19 protein-coding genes and 1 pseudogene are annotated in these 20,118 nt (G+C 66.5%); 18 read left to right on the top strand and 2 right to left on the bottom strand.

Annotation, left to right across the window (positions count from 1 at the left end; translation table 11 throughout):
• Positions 1-64 precede the first annotated feature (64 nt).
• From HAP54_RS20815 to HAP54_RS20800, 4 genes are all read left to right on the top strand, one after another.
• Positions 65-787, top strand: coding sequence for an SDR family NAD(P)-dependent oxidoreductase (locus HAP54_RS20815; RefSeq protein WP_166303387.1), 723 nt, complete (start codon positions 65-67; stop codon positions 785-787).
• Positions 788-930: 143 nt separating this feature from the next.
• A complete protein-coding gene (locus HAP54_RS20810) occupies positions 931-1,167 on the top strand; it encodes a hypothetical protein (RefSeq protein ID WP_166303384.1) in 237 nt (78 codons plus the stop codon).
• Between the two features lie 264 nt (positions 1,168-1,431).
• The gene (locus tag HAP54_RS20805; protein WP_166303381.1) at positions 1,432-2,295 is read left to right on the top strand and encodes a DUF427 domain-containing protein; all 864 of its coding nucleotides are present in this window, start codon (positions 1,432-1,434) and stop codon (positions 2,293-2,295) included.
• Positions 2,296-2,366: 71 nt separating this feature from the next.
• Positions 2,367-4,130, top strand: a complete 1,764-nt coding sequence (locus tag HAP54_RS20800; protein ID WP_166303378.1) for an MOSC and FAD-binding oxidoreductase domain-containing protein — start codon at positions 2,367-2,369, stop codon at positions 4,128-4,130.
• A 76-nt stretch (positions 4,131-4,206) separates the two neighbouring features.
• On the opposite strand, the gene HAP54_RS20795 is transcribed toward HAP54_RS20800, so the two are convergent.
• Both HAP54_RS20795 and HAP54_RS52540 read right to left on the bottom strand, forming a co-directional pair.
• A complete protein-coding gene (locus HAP54_RS20795; RefSeq protein ID WP_224741851.1) occupies positions 4,207-4,806 on the bottom strand; it encodes a substrate binding domain-containing protein in 600 nt (199 codons plus the stop codon).
• 91 nt (positions 4,807-4,897) lie between these two features.
• Positions 4,898-5,026 (bottom strand): annotated as a pseudogene (locus HAP54_RS52540) (LysR family transcriptional regulator); the annotation flags it as partial.
• A 110-nt stretch (positions 5,027-5,136) separates the two neighbouring features.
• Between HAP54_RS52540 and HAP54_RS20785 the strand changes: the two are divergent.
• From HAP54_RS20785 to HAP54_RS20720, 14 genes are all read left to right on the top strand, one after another.
• A complete protein-coding gene (locus HAP54_RS20785; protein ID WP_166303375.1) occupies positions 5,137-6,105 on the top strand; it encodes a quinone oxidoreductase family protein in 969 nt (322 codons plus the stop codon).
• Positions 6,106-6,115: 10 nt separating this feature from the next.
• Entirely contained in the window at positions 6,116-6,385 is a 270-nt protein-coding gene (locus HAP54_RS20780) for a DUF1427 family protein (protein ID WP_166303372.1), read from the top strand.
• 349 nt (positions 6,386-6,734) lie between these two features.
• Positions 6,735-7,985 carry an ABC transporter substrate-binding protein gene (locus HAP54_RS20775; RefSeq protein ID WP_166303369.1) on the top strand — a complete coding sequence of 417 codons (1,251 nt, stop codon included), beginning with the start codon at positions 6,735-6,737 and terminating at the stop codon, positions 7,983-7,985.
• A 136-nt stretch (positions 7,986-8,121) separates the two neighbouring features.
• Complete coding sequence (locus HAP54_RS20770; RefSeq protein WP_029082762.1) at positions 8,122-8,937, top strand: helix-turn-helix transcriptional regulator; 816 nt, start codon at positions 8,122-8,124, stop codon at positions 8,935-8,937.
• Between the two features lie 125 nt (positions 8,938-9,062).
• Positions 9,063-10,073 (top strand): branched-chain amino acid ABC transporter permease, encoded by a 1,011-nt coding sequence (locus HAP54_RS20765; RefSeq protein WP_166303366.1) that lies wholly within the window; start codon positions 9,063-9,065, stop codon positions 10,071-10,073.
• Position 10,074: 1 nt separating this feature from the next.
• Entirely contained in the window at positions 10,075-11,160 is a 1,086-nt protein-coding gene (locus tag HAP54_RS20760) for a branched-chain amino acid ABC transporter permease (protein ID WP_166303364.1), read from the top strand.
• Positions 11,153-11,935: an ABC transporter ATP-binding protein gene (locus tag HAP54_RS20755; protein ID WP_166303361.1), complete on the top strand. Its 783-nt coding sequence runs from the start codon at positions 11,153-11,155 to the stop codon at positions 11,933-11,935. Before HAP54_RS20760 ends, HAP54_RS20755 begins: the two co-directional genes overlap by 8 nt.
• Complete coding sequence (locus HAP54_RS20750) at positions 11,928-14,138, top strand: ABC transporter permease (protein WP_166303358.1); 2,211 nt, start codon at positions 11,928-11,930, stop codon at positions 14,136-14,138. The genes HAP54_RS20755 and HAP54_RS20750 overlap by 8 nt, the downstream gene beginning before the upstream one ends.
• A gap of 3 nt (positions 14,139-14,141) precedes the next feature.
• A complete protein-coding gene (locus HAP54_RS20745; RefSeq protein ID WP_166303355.1) occupies positions 14,142-14,975 on the top strand; it encodes a phosphoenolpyruvate hydrolase family protein in 834 nt (277 codons plus the stop codon).
• 25 nt (positions 14,976-15,000) lie between these two features.
• Entirely contained in the window at positions 15,001-17,895 is a 2,895-nt protein-coding gene (locus HAP54_RS20740) for a flotillin family protein (protein ID WP_166303352.1), read from the top strand.
• A 9-nt stretch (positions 17,896-17,904) separates the two neighbouring features.
• Complete coding sequence (locus tag HAP54_RS20735; protein WP_166303349.1) at positions 17,905-18,342, top strand: SRPBCC family protein; 438 nt, start codon at positions 17,905-17,907, stop codon at positions 18,340-18,342.
• Between the two features lie 3 nt (positions 18,343-18,345).
• On the top strand, positions 18,346-18,789 hold the full coding sequence (locus HAP54_RS20730; protein ID WP_166303346.1) for an SRPBCC family protein: 444 nt from the start codon (positions 18,346-18,348) through the stop codon (positions 18,787-18,789).
• Between the two features lie 15 nt (positions 18,790-18,804).
• Complete coding sequence (locus HAP54_RS20725) at positions 18,805-19,623, top strand: FAD binding domain-containing protein (protein WP_166303344.1); 819 nt, start codon at positions 18,805-18,807, stop codon at positions 19,621-19,623.
• Positions 19,624-19,629: 6 nt separating this feature from the next.
• Positions 19,630-20,109 (top strand): (2Fe-2S)-binding protein, encoded by a 480-nt coding sequence (locus HAP54_RS20720; RefSeq protein WP_166303341.1) that lies wholly within the window; start codon positions 19,630-19,632, stop codon positions 20,107-20,109.
• Positions 20,110-20,118: the final 9 nt, after the last annotated feature.

Raw genomic sequence — 20,118 nt, 5'->3', positions numbered from 1 at the left:
TGGATACCGGTTCACGCAAGGAAAACGCGTCAAAACAAGAATCGAGTTTTGAAGGAGTGCGATCATGAGCACAGAGCGGAAAGTGGCTGTTGTCACCGGCGCATCGCAGGGCATCGGCGCCGGCATCGTTCAGGCCTTCAGGGATCGCAACTGCCGGGTCGTTGCGACGTCGCGCTCGATCAAGCCAGCTGCCGATGCGGATTTTTTCACGGTGCCAGGCGACGTCGGCGCAGCTGATACGGCTGCGAGCGTGTTCAAGGCGGCGATCGAGCGTTTCGGCCGCGTCGACACGCTGGTCAACAATGCCGGCATCTTCATGGCCAAACCGTTCGCGGCCTACACGCAGGATGACTACGCCACTTACATCTCCACCAACGTCACGGGCTTTTTTAACATGCCCCGGCGCGCGCTGGAGCTGATGAGCAAACAGGGACACGGTCACGTCGTCACCATCACGACAAGTCTGGTCGACCAGCCGATGAGCAGCGTTCCGGCCGCCCTCGCCTCGCTGACAAAGGGCGCCCTGAACGCCGCAACCCGCGCACTCGCCATCGAATACGCAAGGACCGGAATCCGCGTCAACGCGGTGTCGCCCGGGATCATCAAGACCCCGATGCACCCGGCAGAGGCGCATCAGGCGCTGGCGGCGCTTCACCCGGTCGGCCGGATGGGAGAGATCTCCGATATCGTCGACGCAGTGCTCTATCTCGACGGCGCAGGCTTTGTGACCGGCGAAGTGCTCCACGTCGACGGCGGACAGGCGGCCGGCCACCACATGCCTGGCTGATGTATGCAAGAGGCACTGCGCGAGGAGCTGTCCGTCGTCTTTGACGACGAGGAACAGGCACTCACTCCGTAAAAACCCCGCTTGCACTCCGCTGCCGGCTGCGGGAAGCTTCTCCGGTCGATTTTGGGGAAGGAGCGGAAAGCATGGTGTGCGCACGCAAACTTCTTTTGAGCTGCCTTGCAGTCGCGGCATTCGCCGCCGCCTTCAGTCCCCGAACCGCCAACGCGGTGTTTTGGCGCGGCGTCACCGCCCCGACGAACATCGACATCCACGGCTACCCGATCATCAAGGAGCCACCTCCGAGCCCGTGCCAGCTCATCCATGTGAATGGCTTCTGGGTCCGGCAGTGCCTGGATTTGTCGTATCGCCGATGGCGGTGAACGAGTAGCGCCGCGCTTGCGCTGCGATCTCCGCGATGCTCGCCTTGTCCGTCCACCGCGGGCATGAGCCTCCGCGCCGGCCCTGCATTGCGCTGACCCGGGTGGTGCGGCGGGCAAGCGCCAGACAGGCCCGAAAGTTGCCATCGTTGTTGTGAAAACTTGCTGTCGGATCCGCGTTATTGCTGTCGAATTCGCGTTCGGCGTAACAAATGCTCCGCGGATATCGTACCAGCCTCGATCGTCAAATCTTTGCGGGAGGCGGCAATGGGATTGTCCTGGCAACAAGGTCCGCTCTCGGCGGGCGCACTCGGCCGGTTCCTCGTGCCCGAACCGCTGCCCAAGCGGTTATTGTTCGTCGAGCGGCTGCGCCGGCGCATGCGCGTGCGCTTCGCCGAGCGCTGGATCGCCGACAGCGAGCAGGTCCTCCTGTTGTTCGAACCGGCTCGCTATCCCGTCGCCTACTTTCCGGAGGCCGATGTTGCTCCGGGTGTCCTGGAACCCACCGAGCACGTCACCGAGCACGTCGATCTCGAATCCACGTCCTGGTATAGCGTCCGCGCCGACGAGCAGCACATCGCAGCGCGGGGCGCGTGGCAGCACACCGGCCTGCCGGCCCACGCAAGCGAGCTGCAGGGCCGGGTCGCGTTCGCCTGGCGGGTGATGGATGCCTTCTATGAGGAGGACGAGCGGATCGTCGGCCACGCCGCCGACCCCTACCATCGCATCGACATCCGCCAGGCCTCCCGTCATCTCGTGGTCCGCCACGGCGAGCGCGTCATTGCCGACACCAGGCAGCCGCTGGTGATCTACGAGTCCGGCTTCGCGCCACGCTGGTACGTTCCGCGCGCCGATATCGACGAGTCCACCCTCGTTCCGGTCAAGCTCCAGACCTTCTGCCCCTACAAGGGATTATGCAGCTACTACGCGATCGGTGAGGCACGCCAGGCGGCGTGGTCCTATCCCGACGCCTATCCCGAGGTGCGCCGCATCTCCGGCCTGGTGTCGTTCGAACCCGATATCGTCACCGTCCATCTCGACGGCGTCGAGCTGCATCTCGAGCCCGGCCAGACCGTCGTGCCGCACGGCCCGGATCGCAACCTCGACGTCGCCGAGATCGTCCGCGAGTAATCCTCCGGCGGCTTGCTGCCATTTTAGGCCGCGAGAACGGCCTCCGATTCTCATTCAAGGCGGAGCAGAACATGGCGCGACTGCTATCCGTGAACGTCGGGCTTCCGCGCGACATTGAGTGGAAGGGCCGGACCGTTCACACCGGGGTCTGGAAAAGCCCGATGCCTGGCCGCTGCCGGGTCGGCCGGCTGAATCTGGCCGGAGACGGCCAGGGCGACCTCGCAGGCCACGGCGGCGAGCATCGCGCCGTGTTCGTCTACCAGATCGAATCGTATCGCCACTGGCAGGAAGAGCTGAAGCGAAACGACTTCGTCCACGGCCAGTTCGGCGAGAACTTCACGATCGAGGGGTTGCCCGACGATGCCGTGTGCATCGGCGACCGTTACCAGATCGGCAGCGCGCTGTTCGAGGTCACCCAGCCTCGCGTGACGTGCTACCGCGTCGGCATTCGCGTCAACGAGCCGCTGATGCCGGCATTGCTGACCTCAAGCGGGCGGCCGGGCTTCTACTTCCGCGTCCTCAGGGAAGGCGATGTCGGCGCCGGCGACGACATCCTGAAGGTGGGCGAGGCGAAGGAGCGAACGACCGTTGCGGAGATCAACGCGCTGCTCTATTCGCCGAACCATCCGCGTGATCGGCTGGAGCGCGCCTTGCGCATCGAGCAACTCTCGCCGGGATGGCGGGCGTCGTTCCAGGCTTTGCTGCAGAACCAGGCGAGTGGCGCGGGCACCGGCAACGCGGGGCTCGCGCCGGAAGCGGCTGCGTATCCCGCTGCGCCGGGATTTCGTCCGCTCGTGGTCGCCGCGATCGATCACGAGGCCGCGGACGTCCTCTCGCTGTCGATGCAGGATCCGGACGGACAGCCGCTGCCTTCGGCCCTGCCCGGTCAGTATGTCGTGCTGCGCCTTCGACCCGCCGGCAACGGGCCGCAGCTGTTTCGCAGCTACTCGCTCTCGGGCCCCGCTTCGACGGAGCGCTACCGGATCAGCGTGAAGCTCGAGCCGAACGGTGCTGCCGGAACCTACCTGCGGGAGCAGGTCCGGTCCGGCGACCGTCTCGACGTCAGCTCGCCGCGCGGAAGCTTCGTGCTGCAGTCCGGGGAGCGGCCCGTCGTGCTGCTCAGCGCGGGAATTGGCGCAACGCCCGTGCTGGCGATGCTGCACGCCCTGGCGAAGACCGGCTCGACACGGCAGGTGTTGTGGCTGCACACGGCCCGCGACGGGCAACATCATCCGTTCGCAGCCGAAGTCCGCCGCCTGATGCCCGCTCTCACCCACGGTCGCAGCTATGTTTGTTACAGCAGGCCGGCCGCACGCGATCGGAAGGGCATAGATTTCGACGGCAGCGGTCATCTGTCGCGACAGGTGTTCGGCGAGGTCGGCATTCCCGGGGAGGCGGACGTCTACCTCTGCGGGCCCACGCGCTTCATGGCAGACATGAAAGACGCGCTGACGGCCTTCAGCGTGGCGCCGCAGCGAATTCATCTCGAAATCTTCAACGGCAGCGAATCGATGACGCCGGGTGTCGTCGGCGCCGCGGCCCGAGCTCCACATCCGCCGAGCGAGGATGCGGACACCGGTCCATTGATCTCCTTCGCCAGAAGCGGCGTTGCCGCACACTGGAAAGCGTCAGCCTACCAAAACATCCTCGAGCTCGCCGAGGCATGCGATGTCCCGGTGCGCTGGGCGTGCCGGAGTGGCGTTTGTCACAACTGCGAAAGCGGCCTGGTTTCAGGCACGGTCGCCTATGAGCCAAAGCCGCTCGACCGGCCCGCGGACGGCAATCTTCTGATTTGCTGCTCACGGCCGGTTGGTGATCTCGTCATCGATCTCTGAACGGCAAGCGCAACACGCATCAGACCGAACCGCCGCCATCCGCGCGCGGCTGTGAGATAGCTGATCCGAGAGTTCGCTACGACGACTGGTTCAAGCGCGACGCTGCGATGAAATCAACGAACAGGCGGACGCGTGGCGGCACGGGATGGCCCGGCTGAAACGTGGCGAACAGTTCGATTTCATCGCACGCATGATCGGCAAGACAGGCCACCAGGCGCCCGGCCTGCAGGTCCTCGGACACGTCCCATAGCGCTTCCGACGAGAGGCCCCGACCTTCAAGGGCCCAGCCGTGAAGCACGTCGCCGCTGCTGCTGGACAGGTGACCCTTCACAACGATCTCCTCGACGCCGTGCTCCGTCCGGAACCGCCAGCGATCGTGCAGATGATGCCGGCGCGCCAGACGCAGGCATTCGTGATCGATCAGATCGGCTGGCCGCTCGGGCATCCCGCGTTTGGCGAAATAGAATGGCGCAGCGCAGAGCACGCGCGGCGTGGTCGCGATCTTGCGCGTCATGACCGCCGGATCGTCGGGCCGGTCAACGCGAAGGGCAACGTCGATGCCATCCTGTCCGACCTCGAGGCCGGCATCGGACAGCACCAGATGGACGTCCAGTCCCGGATGCTGGTCGGCGAATTCCGCCAGCAACGGCGCGATCCGCCGCCGGCCGAGCTCCATTCAGCTTTCGGCAATGTTCGTAGAACAGCGCCCCCTCTTCCGTCAGTCGAAACCGCCGCGCATTGCGTTCCGCAAGCTTGACGCCGAGCCGGGCCTCGAGGGCGGCAAACCGCCGGCTGGTGGCGGGCGGCGACGAGCGCAGCGCCGCGGCACCGGCGGAGATTCCGCCGGCTTCAACGACGCCGCAGAAGAGCTCGATGTCCCCGATGCTGTCCGGCATTTCAGCCCCCATGTTTCCATTTAATGGAAGCATAGCATCCTTGCCGGCATCTTTCCGGTCCTCTCAGGCCGGTCCATTTTCCTGCTCAGGAAAGATGAGGAGCAAGATTCATGCGCGCAATCCGGTTCGAGACCTTCGGAGACCCCTCGGTACTGAAACTGACCGAGGTCCCGGCGCCGACCGTGGACGCGGCGACCGCGCTGGTGCGCGTCGTCGCCGCCTCCATCAACCTCAGCGACGTCAAGAACGTGGCTGGCGCGATGAGCCAGACCACGCTGCCGCGCATCCCCGGCCGGGATTACGCCGGCATCGTCGAGGCGGGACCGGCCGAATGGCGCGGCGCCGCGGTCTGGGGCACCGGCGGCGATACCGGCTTCACCCGCGACGGCACCCATGCCGAACTGCTCGCGGTGCCGGTCGCGAGCCTGCGACGGAAGCCGGACAATCTCAGCTTCGAGCAGGCGGCATCGGTCGGCGTCAACTATGTCGCCGCCTGGTGCGGCATCGAGGCCGCCGGTCTCAAGGCTGGCGAGACCATGGTCCTGATCGGCGCCGGCGGCGGGGTCGGCGGCGCCGCGGCCCAGATCGCCCGGCGCATCGGCGCGCGGGTGATCGGCGTCGACCGCCACGCGCCGCATGCCGACGCGCCGATTCATGCGATTGCGGAGCATCTGATCATCGGAGCGGAGGACGTGCCGGCGGAAATCCGCGCGGTCACCGGCGGCAACGGCGCCGATGTCGTGTTCGACCTCGTCGGCGGCGTGATGTTCCGCAGCGCTGTCAACAGCCTCGCGCTGCGCGGACGGCTGGTGGAAATTTCCGCGACCGGCCAGCGCGAGGTGAGCTTCGATCTCGCCGATTTCTACCACAATGAAAGCCGGCTGTTCGGCGTCGATACCTTGAAGCGCGATCTTGTGGCCTCAGCCGACGTGCTCGACGCGCTCACGCCCGGTTTCATCGCCGGCGATTATCGCGCGGCCCCGATCGCGGAAACCTGCGGGCTAGCTGACGCTGCGCAGGGCTATCGCAAGGTCGCAGCCGGTGCGGCCGGTCGCATCGTGATCAAGCCGCAGCAATAGGAGGGCGACGATGATCGGCTATGTGCTGTCCCTGCTGATGGGCGTTGCCGCCGGGGTCGCTTACGGCCTCGTCCAGATTCGCTCTCCAGCCCCGCCGCTGATCGCGCTGGTTGGCCTGTTGGGCATGGTGGTCGGAGAACAGATGATCAATACGGCGCGGCATCATCTCGCGCCCGCTTCAGCACCGATCGCGCAGACCGACGACGCACGTCCGGATCCGAACGGCCTTGTCGCCGGTCAAATGCCGAAGCGCATCGACGGTGCAGCACGGTCTCCCTGACACCCGTTGCGATCGACGGTCGGCGTCGTGGTGAAAGATCGGCCGGATCCCCACCCTCACCTGTCATCGCCCGGCTTGACCGGGCGATCCAGTACGCCGCGGCTTCTCGGCTCACACGCCGGCGTCTCTGGAATACTGGATCACCCGCATGCGCGGGTGATGACACCAAACAACCGCGACATTGCGCCGCGAACCTCGTTGCGGCGCAACAATCAAAATGAGACTGCCCGTTAAGCGATTGCGCGGCGACGACATCCGCGCTGTGCCCGCCTTCGGCTAGCTTTGCCCCCAACAACCGGACGCCCTCGCGCCACGTGGACGCCGGCGACAACACAGAGGGAGGAGAGCGATGTTGAAAGGCAGTTTGGGACTGATTGCGTTGAGCAGCCTGTTGCTTTCGGGCACGGCGTTCGCTCAGGAGAAGATCAAGGTCGGCGTCACCGCGACGCTCGAGGGCACCTACACCGTGCTCGGCGAGGATGGCATGCGCGGCCACCAGACCGCGCTCAACGTGCTCGGCAAGAAAATCGGCGACAAGGAGCTTGAATTCATCGTCGCCTCGACCGACGCGACGCCGGACTCCGCGGTGCGCGCGGTGCGCAAGCTGATCGAGCAGGACAAGGTGCAGATCCTGCTGTCGCCGCTGTCGGGCGACGAGGGCATTGCGGTGAAGAACTTTGCAAAGACCCATCCGGAGCTGACCTTCGTCAACGCCGCCTCCGGCGCGCAGGAGACGACCTATGTCGACCCGGCGCCGAACTTCTTCCGCTTCAACATGGACGGCGCGCAGTGGCAGGTCGGTCTCGGCAAATACGCCTATGAGACCAAGGGCTATCGCAAGATCGCGACCGTCGGCGAGGACTACTCCTTCATCTACACCCAGGTGTTCGGCCTGGTGCTTGAATTCTGCGGCGCCGGCGGCCAGGTCACCAACCGGCAATGGGTGCCGCTCGGCACCAAGGACTTTGCCTCGGTCATCGCAGCGCTGCCCGACGATGTCGACGCGATCTATCTCGGCCTCGGTGGCGCCGACGCGGTCAACTTCCTCAACCAATATCAGCAGGCCGGCGGCAAGGCGCATCTGATGGGCGGCTCGATCATGATCGACCAGACCATCCTGTCGTCGAAGGGCAGCGCCAAGAACGCGCTGGTCGGCACCATCGCCGCGAGCGGCCAAGCCGATACCTGGGAGGATCCGAGCTGGCAGAAATTCGTCAAGGCCTACCAGGACGCCTTCCCGCCGGCCAAACGCTTCCCGAGCCCGTCGTTGCTCGCCACCAACTATTACGGCTCGACCATGGCGCTGATCCTGGCGCTGCGCCAGGTCAACGGCGATCTCTCCAACAACCAGGCCAAGCTCAAGGAGGCGCTGGCCAAGATCGAGATCGATGCGCCGAACGGCAAGATCAAGCTCGATTCCAACCGCCAGGCGATCGGCACCAATTTCGTCACCGAGGTGGTCGATGACGGCAAGGGCGCGCTGTTCTCCAAGGTCGTGAAGGTGATCCCGAACGTCAACCAGACGCTGGGCTACGATCCGGCGGTGTTCGCCAAGATCGGCCTGCCCGGCCGCACAATCCCGGAGTGCAAGAAGTACTGACGTATTTGTTGCAGTGCAGGCAGAGCGGCCGCGGCATGGCGCGCGGTTGCACCAACAGCCCTGCTCGCCCTTGCTTTCCGCGGGCGGATGATGAACGCTTGTCGAAAAGACAAGAACATCCCGCGGGAGGGGAGGCATGAGCAGGGCGCTTGCCGTCTTCCACGGCCGGTTCGGTCGCGCGACGGTCTATCAGTTGAACCGTCCCTTCAACGTGCATGCGCACCGCGAAGGGCATCTGATCTTTCATGTCGGCGGAACGCCGGCGCAGATCGATGTCTCGGAGCAGCGCCTGCTGCTCAAGGACGACACCGTCGTCGCGGTCAACCCGTGGGAACCGCACAATTTTCTGCCGACCGACATGGACCATGGCGCGATCTTCTTCGTGCTCTATGTCAACGCCGAATGGTTCGCGCCGACGGCGAATGCGCAGGGCCTGCGGTTCGGCCGCACCTTCTTTCCCCGCACCGAGACGCTCGACCGGCTGATCCGCCGCACCGCAGCACTGGTGTGCGGCGCGCCGTCGCTGCGCACCCTCGATTGCGAACTCCGGCAATTGATCGATTCCTGCTACGAGGAGAGCTGGCAGGCGGCGCAGGACGCCCCCGCGGCGGCCGCGGTGACCGATTTCCGGGTCCGCAAATCGATCAAGCTGATGTCGGAAAGCCCCGGCGCCGAGATCGAGCTCGATGCGATCGCGCGCGAGGCCGGCCTGTCGCGGCCGCATTTCTACCGGCTGTTCCGGACGCAAACCGGCGTCACCCCTCACCTCTACATGAACACGCTGATCATGGAGCAGGCGCTGGACGCGCTGGTCGCGACCGAGACGCCGATCGCCGATATCGGCTTCGATCTCGGCTTCTCCTCGCAGAGCGGCTTCACCCGCTTCTTCGCCGCCAATGTCGGCATGGCCCCGACCGACTATCGCCGCGCCGCCAAGGTGTTGCGGCCGTGAACGAGTTCCGGAAAGGAAAACGATAAAAGATACTCTGGATCAAATCCCTAGCTTTCGCCCTCGATAGGATGTCAGGACACGCGGCCCGGCAGACGGTCGCGGCCAGCTGAGGGAACGCGACGGAGATGGCCAGGTTCATCGAACGCCATCCGGCCTGGGCGCTGATCGTAATCATCGCGGTCGCGGTGCTTGCGTGGCTGGTGTTCGCGATCTGGCCGCCGGGACTGGAGGCCGCGATCGGCCGCAAGCGCGTGTTCCTCAATGCCGTGCTGAACGGCATCACGCTCGGCGGGCTGTATTTCCTGGTGGCGAGCGGCTTCACGCTGATCTTCGGCCTGATGCGCAACGTCAACCTCGCGCACGGCTCGCTCTATCTGTTCGGCGGCTACATCGGCTACGCCGTCAGCACATGGACGGGATCGTGGATCCTCAGCTTCATCGTGGCCTTCATCGCGGTGGCGCTGGTCGGGGTGATCCTGCAGCTCGCCGTGTTCCGCCGCATGGAGGGGCAGGACCTCAGGCAGACCATGGTGACGATCGGGCTGTCGATCGTGTTCGCCGATTTGATGCTCTGGGTGTTCGGCGGCGACTTCTACCAGGTCCAGACCCCGGCCTGGCTGATCGGCCCGGTGCAGCTGCCGCTGCTCACCGCGATCAAATCGTCGGGCGAGCCGGTCTATCTGCAATACCCGCTGGTGCGGCTGGTGATCTTCGCAGCGTCCGTCGTGATCGGGATCGCGATGTGGCTGGCGCTGAATCGTACGCGGATCGGCATGATCGTTCGTGCCGGCGTCGACGACCGCGATATCCTGGCCGCGACCGGAGTGCGGATCCAGCTCGTGTTCGTGCTGGTGTTCGCGCTCGGCGCAGGCCTTGCCGGCATCGCCGGCGTGGTCGGCGGCACCTTCCAGTCGCTGTCGCCGGGCGAGGATACCCGCTTCCTGCTCGCTTCCCTCGTCGTCGTGATCGTCGGCGGCATGGGCTCGATCCCGGGGGCCGCGCTCGGCGCCGTCATCATCGGGCTCGCCGAGCAGCTCGGCTCGGTCTACATCCCGACCTACGCCATCGTCGTCACCTTCCTGATCATGGTCGTGGTGCTGGCGCTGCGGCCGCAGGGCCTGCTCGCGAGGCGATGAAATGTCGTTGCTCCAGAGCACCCAGTTCCGCCCCGACCCGTCCGCCAACGCGACGCGACGCGCCTTGATCCGCGCCTGGCCCGAATTGCAGAACCCGGCAGCGTGGCTGGTCGCGCTGATCCTCGTGATCATGCCGTTGATCGCCAACGGCTTCTTCCTGATCGAGATCTTCGCCACCACGCTGATCCTCGGCATCATCGCGCTCAGCCTGATGTTCCTGGCCGGCTATGGCGGCATGGTCAGCCTGATGCAGCTGACGATCGCGGGCTTCGCCGGCTACATGGTCGCGGTGTTCGGCATAAGCGGCAACGCCAATATCAGCCTGGGCTGGCCGTGGTGGCTGGCAACGCCGATGGCGCTGGCGCTGGCGACGCTGTTCGGCACGCTCGGCGGCGCGCTCGCGGTGCGCACCGAGGGCATCTACACCATCATGATCACGCTGGCGATCGGTGCTGCCTTCTACTACTTCACCAACCAGAACTGGGCGATCTTCAACGGCCACACCGGCATCAACACCGTCGCGACGCCGCATTTCTGGGGCGTCGACTGGCGCGCCGACATCGCGTTCTACTATGTGACGCTCGGCGTCGCCGCGATCTGCTACTTCGCCGTCCAGTATGTCTCGCGCGCGCCGTTCGGCCTCGCGCTGCAGGGCGTGCGCGACAATTCCCGCCGCATGGCCGCACTCGGCTTCAATCCCAATGCCCACCGCATCGCGGCCTACGCCTTCGCCGCCTTCATCGCGGCGCTCGGCGGCGTGCTGCAGGTCTGGAACTACCGGCAAATCTCGCCCGGCTCAGTCAGCGTCGGCGCCTGCATCGACGTCTTGATCATCGCCATAGTCGGCGGCATCACGCGGCCGATCGGCCCGTTCATCGGTGCGCTGATCTTCGTGCTGCTGCGCACCTTCGCGCTCGACGTGCTGATCAAGTTCGGGCTCGACGGCAATCGCTTCCGGCTGCTGATCGGGCTCGGCTTCCTCGCCATCGTGTTCTGGTCGTCCGACGGCGTGATCGGTCTCTGGGAACGCTGGCGGCGCCGCACCACCTCCTCGACGCAACGTCCAGGCGGAGGCCGCCATGGATAGCGTCGCGCAGCGGCTGTCCGTGGTCGGCGCCGGTGCAGCGCTGGAGCTGCGCGGCGTGACGCGGCTGTTCGGCGCGCTGGCGGCGCTGACCGACGTCACCATCACCGTGCGGCCCGGCGAACGCCGCGCAGTGCTCGGCTCGAACGGCGCCGGCAAGACGACGCTGTTCAACTGCATCACCGGCGATTTCCCGCCCTCCTCCGGCACGATCCGCTTCTTCGGCGAGGACATCACCCAGTTCCCGCCCTATGAGCGCATCCGCCGCGGCTTGCGCCGTACCTACCAGATATCGGCACTGTTCCCCGGCCTCACGGTGCAGGACAACGTCTACCTCGCCTGCCGCGGCGTCTCGCGCGGCCGCTTCTCGTTGCTGCGCCCGGGGCAGAACGATGCGCTGATGCACGCGACCGAAACACTGGTGCAGGCGGTGCATCTCACCGGCGTCAAGGACCAGCGCGTCGCCGAACTCGCGCATGGCCAGCAGCGCCAGCTCGAGATTGCGCTGGCGCTGGCCGGCGCGCCGCGCTTCATCCTGTTCGACGAGCCGGCTGCGGGACTGTCGCCGACCGAGCGGCGCGAGCTGATCGAGATCCTGACCTCGCTGCCGGCCCATATCGGCTACATCATCATCGAGCACGACATGGATGTCGCGCTGCGCGTCGTCGAGAGCGTCACGATGATGCACAACGGCCGCATCTTCAAGGAAGGTCTGCCGCGCGAGATCGAATCCGATCCCGAGGTGCAGCAGCTTTATCTCGGAGGCGGCCATGAGTGACCGCCGCGCCGCTCCTGCCCTCGAGGTCAAGGGCCTCGACGTCTATTACGGCCATTCGCATGCGCTGCAGGGCGTCGATCTGACGCTCGATACCGGCGTGTTCTCGGTGGTCGGCCGCAACGGCATGGGCAAGACCACGCTGTGCAAGGCGATCATGGGCCTGGTGCGCGCCAGCGCCGGCTCGATCCGGATTCGCGGCGAGGAAGTCACGCGGCTCAACCCGGCGCGGATCGCCCGGCTCGGCGTCGGCTATGTGCCGCAAGGCCGCCGCCTGTGGCGATCGCTGACCGTCGACGAACATCTCGCGCTCGCCGGCGGCCTGCGCCGCGGTGCCTGGACCGTCGAGCGCATCTACGACACCTTTCCGCGCCTCGCCGAGCGCAAGAACAACGGCGGCAACCAGCTCTCCGGCGGCGAGCAGCAGATGCTGGCGATCGCGCGCGCGCTGCTGACCAACCCGCAACTGCTGATCATGGACGAGCCGACCGAGGGCCTTGCGCCCGTGATTGTCGCGCAGGTCGAGGAGATGCTGCTGCGGCTCGGCGACGAAGGCGACATCTCCGTTCTGGTCATCGAGCAGAACATCGGCGTCGCGACGACGGTGTCGCGCAACGTCGCCATCATGGTCAACGGCCGGATCAACCGCATCATCGACTCCGCGCGCCTCGCCACCGACCGCGAGCTGCAGCAGCGGCTGCTCGGCGTCGGCACCCACGGCGCGGATGTGACTGAGGCCGAGGCCGCGCCAGCAAAGGCCGAAGCGGCCGGCGCACCGCTGCCGGAACGCAAGGGGCCGGCTCGTATCTACGTCTCCAATCCCGTGCTGCCGACGCGCTGGTCGCAACCGGTGCCGATCGCCCGCATCGAGGCCGCCGCACGGACGCAGTCCGCCGCCGTCACGAGGCTCGAGGAGACGACCCGCACGCGGCGCGAGCCAGCGACATCCAGGACGTCGGGGCCACCGGTCGTGCTGATCGTCGGCACGCTCGACACCAAGGGCGCGGAGCTGCGGTTCATTCGCGACATCATTGCCGGCAGCGGCCTGCGCACCCGGCTGGTCGACGTCTCGACCAGCGGCAAGGCGGCGAGCTGCGACGTCACCGCGCAGGAGATCGCACTGAACCACGGCCGCGGCGGCGCGGGCGTGTTCGGCGCCGATCGCGGCGCCTCGGTGACGGCGATGGCCGAGGCCTTCGAGCGCTGGCTGCGCCGCCAGGGCAATATCGCTGGCATCATTTCGGCCGGTGGCTCGGGCGGCGCGTCGCTGGTCGCACCCGGCATGCGCGCGCTTCCGATCGGGGTGCCCAAGCTCATCATCTCCTCGGTCGCCTCCGGCGACGTCGGCCCCTATGTCGGTCCTGCCGACATCACCATGATGTATTCGGTGACCGACGTGCAGGGCCTCAATTCGATCTCGCGCGCGGTACTCGGCAACGGCGCCAATGCGCTGGTCGGCATGGTCAAGGCGCGGCTCGACCAGCAGACCAGCAAGCAGCGCGACACCGCTGCCAGCCTTCCCGCGATCGGCATCACCATGTTCGGCGTGACCACGCCGGCGGTGCAGAAGATCGCGGCCGACCTGCGCGAGGATTTCGAGTGCCTGGTCTTCCACGCCACCGGCGTCGGCGGCCGCTCGATGGAGAAGCTGGTCGAGTCCGGCCAGCTCGCCGGGGTCATCGATCTCACCACGACCGAGGTCTGCGACCTCATGATGGGCGGCGTATTCCCGGCGACCGACGATCGCTTCGGCGCAATCATCCGCAGCCGCGTGCCCTATGTCGGTTCGGTCGGCGCGCTTGATATGGTGAACTTCGGCGCACCCGACACCATTCCGGAGCGCTACCGGCAGCGCAAGTTCCACATCCACAATCCGCAGGTCACCTTGATGCGGACCACGCCAGAAGAGAACGAGCGCATGGGCCGCTGGATCGGCGAGCGCCTCAACCAGATGGACGGACCGGTGCGCCTCTTCCTGCCAGAAGGCGGCATCTCCGCGCTCGATGCACCGGGCCAGCCGTTCTGGGACCCCGATGCGGACGTTGCGCTGTTTGGCGCGCTGGAGCGCACCGTGCGCCAGACCGGCAACCGGCAGATCATTCGCATCAAGCGCAACATCAACGATCCCGAGTTCACCGCCGCCATCGTCAGCGCGTTCCGTCCGCTGCTCGGACGCGCCGGTAGCAGGCGGAGAGTGGCGAGGTGACCCATGCCCAGGTTTGAACGCACGGCGCTGTTGGAGAAGTTTCACGCGATGATCGCGCGCGGCGAGCCGATCGTCGGCGGCGGCGCCGGCACCGGACTGTCCGCGAAATGCGAGGAGGCCGGCGGCGTCGACCTGATCGTGATCTACAATTCCGGCCGCTATCGCATGGCGGGCCGCGGCTCGCTCGCCGGACTGATGCCCTATGGCGATGCCAACGCCATCGTCGTCGAGATGGCCGGCGAGGTGCTCCCGGTCGTGACAAGGACGCCGGTGCTCGCAGGCGTCAACGGCACCGATCCGTTCCGCGACATGGATGCGTTCCTTGACCAGCTCAAGGCGATCGGCTTTGCCGGCGTGCAGAATTTTCCGACCGTCGGCCTGATCGACGGCACCTTCCGCGCCAATCTCGAAGAGACCGGGATGTCCTACGCGCTCGAGATCGACATGATCTCGAAGGCGCATGAGAAGGACATGCTGACCACGCCCTATGTGTTCAGCGAGCAGGAGGCCGCCGCGATGGCGATTGCGGGCGCCGACATCATCGTCTGCCATATGGGCCTGACCACGGGCGGCACAATCGGCGCGCAGACTGCGCCAAAACTTGCCGACTGCCCTGCCCGCATCGAGGCCTGGGCGGAAGCCGCGCTCAGCGTCAATTCCGACATCATCGTGCTCGCGCATGGCGGTCCGATCGCCGACCCCGCGGATGCCGATTTCATCATGAAGCAGACCCGCAACTGTCACGGCTTCTATGGCGCCTCCTCGATGGAGCGCCTGCCGGTCGAGCGGGCGCTGACGGATCAGGTTCGCAAATTCAAGGCGATCGGCGCACGCTAACGCGCCGTGACCAAGGGAGGAAGAGATGTCGGGGATGCTGGTCGGTGAATTGATCCTCTGGCTCATCGTCGCAATCGTCGCGATCGTCATCATCGTCTATGTGGTGAACTGGCTCTACCACCGCTCGTCGAAGGAAACCTCCTTCGTCCGGACCGGCTTCCTCGGCGAACGGGTGGTGATCAATGGCGGCGCCTTCGTGCTGCCGTTCATCCACGACTACACGCCGGTCAACATGAACGTGCTGCCGATGGGGATCGTGCGCTCCAAGCAGGACGCCGTGATCACCCGCGACCGCATGCGCGTCGATATCGAGGCCGACTTCTACGTCCGGGTGCAGGCGACCCGCGAAGCCGTCTCGATCGCCGCCGCCACCCTCGGCCGCCGCACCATGGAGCCGGAGCAGCTGCACACCCTGCTCTCCGGCAAGTTCATCTCCGCGCTCCGCTCGGTCGCCTCCGAGATGACGATGGAGCAGATGCACGAGCAGCGCGGCGACTATGTCGCGCGCGTCAAGGCCAATGCCGCCGAGGCGCTGGCGCAGAACGGCCTCGAACTGGAGTCGGTCGCGATCACCGATCTCGACCAGACCGACCTCGAATATTTCAACCCCTCGAACCGCTTCGACGCCGAAGGCCTGACCCGCCTGATGGAGGACATCGAAGCCAAGCGCAAGCTGCGCAACGACATCGAGCAGGACTCGATGATCAAGATCCGCTCCCGCAACCTCGAGGCCGAGCGGCAGGCGCTGGACATCGAGCGCGAGAGCGAGACCGCCCGCCTCGAGCAGGAACGCGACATCGAGATGCGCCGCGCCCTGCAGCGCACCGAGGTCGCCCGCGAGCGCGCGCTGCGCGAGACCGAAGCCGAGCAGGCCCAGATCACCGCACGCGAAGCCATCGAAAAGGCGCGCATCGCCAATGAGCAGGCCATCACCGAAGCCCGCATTGCCTCCGAACGCGAGACCCGGCACCGCGAGATCGAGCGCACCCGCGCGGTGGAAGAACGGGAATTGCTGGCACGCGAGGAGATCGAGAAGGCCAGGATCGCCAACCAGCGCTCCGTCGACACCACCCGCATCGCCTCCGAGCGTGAGGTGCGCCAGCGCGAGATCGAGCGCATGCGCACGGTCGAGGAGGCCGAGATCGCCGCCCGCGTGTCGATCGAAAAGGCCCGCATCCAGCAGGACCGCGTCGTCACCGATGCCCGCATTGCCAATGAGGAAGAAACCCGCCGCCGCGAGATCGAGCGGACCCGCGCCGTCGAGGAAGCCGAGATCGCGGCCCGCGAGGCCACCGAGAAGGCGCGCATCGCCCAAACCATGACGGTCAATGTCGAGCGCATCTCCTCCGACGAACGCACCCGCGCGCTGGAAATCCAGCAGGTCCGCACCATCCAGGAAGCCGAGATCGAGGCGCAAAAATCGGTCGAGGCCGCCCGCATCATCAGAGAGAAGACGCTGGCCGCTGAGCGCATCGCCGCCGATCACACCACGCGCAAGCTCGAGATCGAGCGCAACCAGGCGATCGAAATCGCCGGGATCACGGCACGCGACGCCACCGAGGCGTCGCGGATCGCGCAGGAAGAACATGTCCGGGCACTCGAAATCGCGCGGACCCGTGCGATCGAGGGGGCCGACATCGCCTCGCGCGAATCGATCGAGGCTGCACGCATTTCGCAGGAGAAGTCGGTCGCTGCGCAGCGCATCCGCGCCGAACGCGAGACCCGCGCGCTCGAGATCGAGCGCACCGGGGCCATCGAGGCCGCCGAGCTGAAGCGCCGTGACGCGGTCGAGCGGCAGCGGATCGACGTCGAGCTGGCGCTGGAGAGCGAGCGGATCACCTCCTCCAGGACCCGCGAGGTGCTCAATATCGACCAGAAGCGGGCGATCGAGCTCGCCGACGAGGAACGCGTGATCGCGCTCGCCGCCAAGCGCTCCGAGCGCATCGATGCCGACCGGCAGGTCAAGCAGGCCGAGATCACGGCCCGCAAGGAGGTCGAGACCACCGATGTGACCCGCGAGCAGGCGCTGGAGGCCGCGCGGATCGCACGGCGCCGCTCCATCGAGCAGCTCGAGGTCGCCCGCAATCAATCACTGCAGGAAGCCGAGATTGCCGCCCGCGAGGAGGTCGAACGCGCCCGCATTGCGTCGGACCGCGGCCTCGACGAGGCCCGGATCGGTCGCGAACGCGAGCTGCGCAAGCTCGAGGTGAACCGCGAGAAGGACGTCGAGACCGCGCTGATGGAGAAGGCGATCGCGCTGCATCAGAAGTCGCTGGAGGAATCCGCGGCGCGCGCGGCGGCTGAAGACGCGAGGGTGCACGCCACCGAAGCGGCCGAGCGCGTGGTTACCGCGCGTGAGAGCGAAATCGCGAAGCGGCGCAAGACCGTCGAGGTTCTGCTCGCCGAGAAACAGGCCGAGGAAACCAGGATCGCGGCCGGAGCCGAACGGGTTCGCGCCACGGTCGAGGCCGAGGCGCAGCGCCTGCTCAACGAGGCTGAAAATGTGCTGACCGATCAGGCACGCTACTCGCTGTTCCGCCGCAAGCTGCTCGACCGGATCGAGGGCATCGTGCGCGAGAGCGTCAAGCCGATGGAGAAGATCGAGGGCATCCGCATCCTCCAGGTCGATGGCCTCAACGGCAACGGCCAGGGCGGCAGCGGTGGCCGCAGCGCCACCGACGAGGTGATCGATTCGGCGCTGCGCTATCGCGTGCAGGCGCCGCTGATCGACTCGATCCTGTCGGATATCGGCGTCGAGGGCGGCAGCCTGGCAAAAATGCCCGGCCTGATCCGCGAGGCGCGCGACATGCAGGGCATCAAGGACTCTGCACGCAAGAGCGGCGGCGAGGCCAAGCCGGCGGCGCCCGAGGGCGGCGGCGAACCACCGCGCCCTGAGCGCACGCCGCGCAAGAAGGACTGAGCTCACGCCATGGCACGGGTTTACGTCTCCACTGTCGTCAATGCCCGCAACGACCGGGTCTGGGCTCGTGTACGCGATTTCAACGGCTTGCCGAACTGGCACCCCGCGATTGCGGAGAGCCGGATCGAGGGCGGTGAGCCCGCCGACAAGATCGGCTGTATCAGGGATTTCCGGCTGCGCAACGGCGATCGCATCAGGGAGAAGCTGCTCGGGCTGTCCGACTACGACATGTTCTGCACCTATTCGATCCTGGAATCGCCGATGGGCGTCGAGAACTACGTGGCCACCCTGCGGCTCACGCCGGTTACCGATGGCGACCAGACCTTCCTGGAATGGACCGCCGAGTTCGACTGCGCGCCGGAGCGCGAGACCGAGCTCGTCAACAATATCGGCGGCGGCGTGTTCCAGGGCGGGTTCGACGCGCTGAAGCGGGCGTTCGGAGGATAGGCAGTGCCGCACATCGTCAAAAGCACGATCCTGGATGCACCGACCGATACGGTCTGGGCCGTGCTGCGCGATTTCAACGGCCATGACCGCTGGCACCCGGCGGTCGCGACCAGCGGCATCGAGCGCGCGCAGCCCTCCGACAAGATCGGCTGCGTCAGGCGCTTCAAGCTGAAGGACGGCGCCGAGCTGCGCGAACAGCTGCTGGCGCTGTCCGACCTCGAACAATCGTTCAGCTACTGCCTGCTCGATACGCCGATCCCGATGTTCAACTACGTGGCGCATGTCCGGCTGCTGCCGGTCACCGATGGCGACCGCACCTTCTGGCACTGGGAATCGCGCTTCACGACGCGGACCGACGACCGGGATCGCATCACGCAGATGGTTTCGGAAGACATCTACCAGGCCGGCTTCGAAGCCATCCGCCGGCACCTGAAGGAGGCCGCGTAAGCGGAGAGGGACATCATGCCAGTCACGGTGAAGACCTTCACCAGCACCAACGAGGCGGCGGCCGCGCTGTCGTCGGATCGCAGCGCGCGTTACCTCGGCGGCGGCACGCTGGTGATGCGGGCGCTGAACGAAGGTGACATCTCGATCTCGACCGTGGTGCGCGCCAGCGACCAGGCGATGACCCGGATTGATACGTCGAGCGCGCGGATCGTGCTCGGCGCCGGCGTCACCTTCGCGCGCATTCTGGCCGAGCGCGATCTCGCCATCCTGCACGCCCCTGCCCGCTCGATCGGCGGACCGGCGGTGCGCAACATGGGCACGGTGGGCGGCAATCTGTTTGCGCCGGCGCCGTATGGCGACTTCACGGTCGCGATGCTCGCGCTCGACGCGGTGGTGTCGGTGCAGGGTGGCCTCGGCGGCCGCGAGATCGGAATCGAGGAATTCCTGCAGGCGCGCGACCGGCAGACCGGCACGCTGGTGCTGGCGATCTCCTTTGCCAAGCCGGGCAGCACTGAGGCCTTCCGCTACCGCAAGATCGCGCGCATCAAGCCCAAGGGGGGCGCGGTGATCACGCTCGCCGCGCATCTGCCGGTCAACGGCAGCCGGATCGTCGGCGCCCGCGTCGCGCTCGGTTCGATGGCGCCGACGCCGATCCGCGCCCGCGCCGCCGAGCGCGCGCTGGAAGGCCGCTCGCTCGACGCGTCCACAATCAACGCGGCCGCCGCGGCAGCCGTCGAAGGAACGTCGCCCGGCGATAATGCGCTCGCCAGCGCCTGGTATCGCCGCGAGATTGTCGGCGTGCATCTCCGGCGCCTGCTGTCCGGTCAGGAATAGATCGTCATGGCCAAGACCCCTCTGCAATTTCGGCACAACGGCCGTGACGTCGCGATCTTTGTCGACGGCGGCACCAACTTGCTGGTCGCGCTGCGCGAGCTGATCGGCGACATGACGCCGAAATTCGGCTGCGGCCAGGGCGGCTGCGGCACCTGCAGCGTGCTGATCGATGGTGAACTGCACCTCTCCTGCCTGACGCTCGCCGAGACCGTCGCCGGCCGCTCCGTCGAGACGCTCGACGGCATCAAGGACGGCCCCAATCTGCATCCGCTGCAGCGCGCCTTCGCCGACAATTTCGCCGCGCAATGCGGCTACTGCTCGCCGGGCATGCTGATGGCCGCGAAGGCGCTGCTCGACCGCAATCCGCAGCCGAGCCGCGCCGAGGTGGTCGAGGCGATCTCCGGCAATATCTGCCGCTGCACCGGCTATGAGCCGATCATCAACGCTGTGCTGGCTGCCGCCTCCGGCGGCCGCGCACGCGCGTAAGGGAACAGT

It is taken from the genome of Bradyrhizobium sp. 2S1 (genome assembly GCF_011516625.5).
In the GTDB taxonomy this organism is placed as follows: Bacteria; Pseudomonadota; Alphaproteobacteria; order Rhizobiales; family Xanthobacteraceae; genus Bradyrhizobium; species Bradyrhizobium septentrionale.
This window is presented reverse-complemented; position numbering and strand designations above follow the sequence as displayed.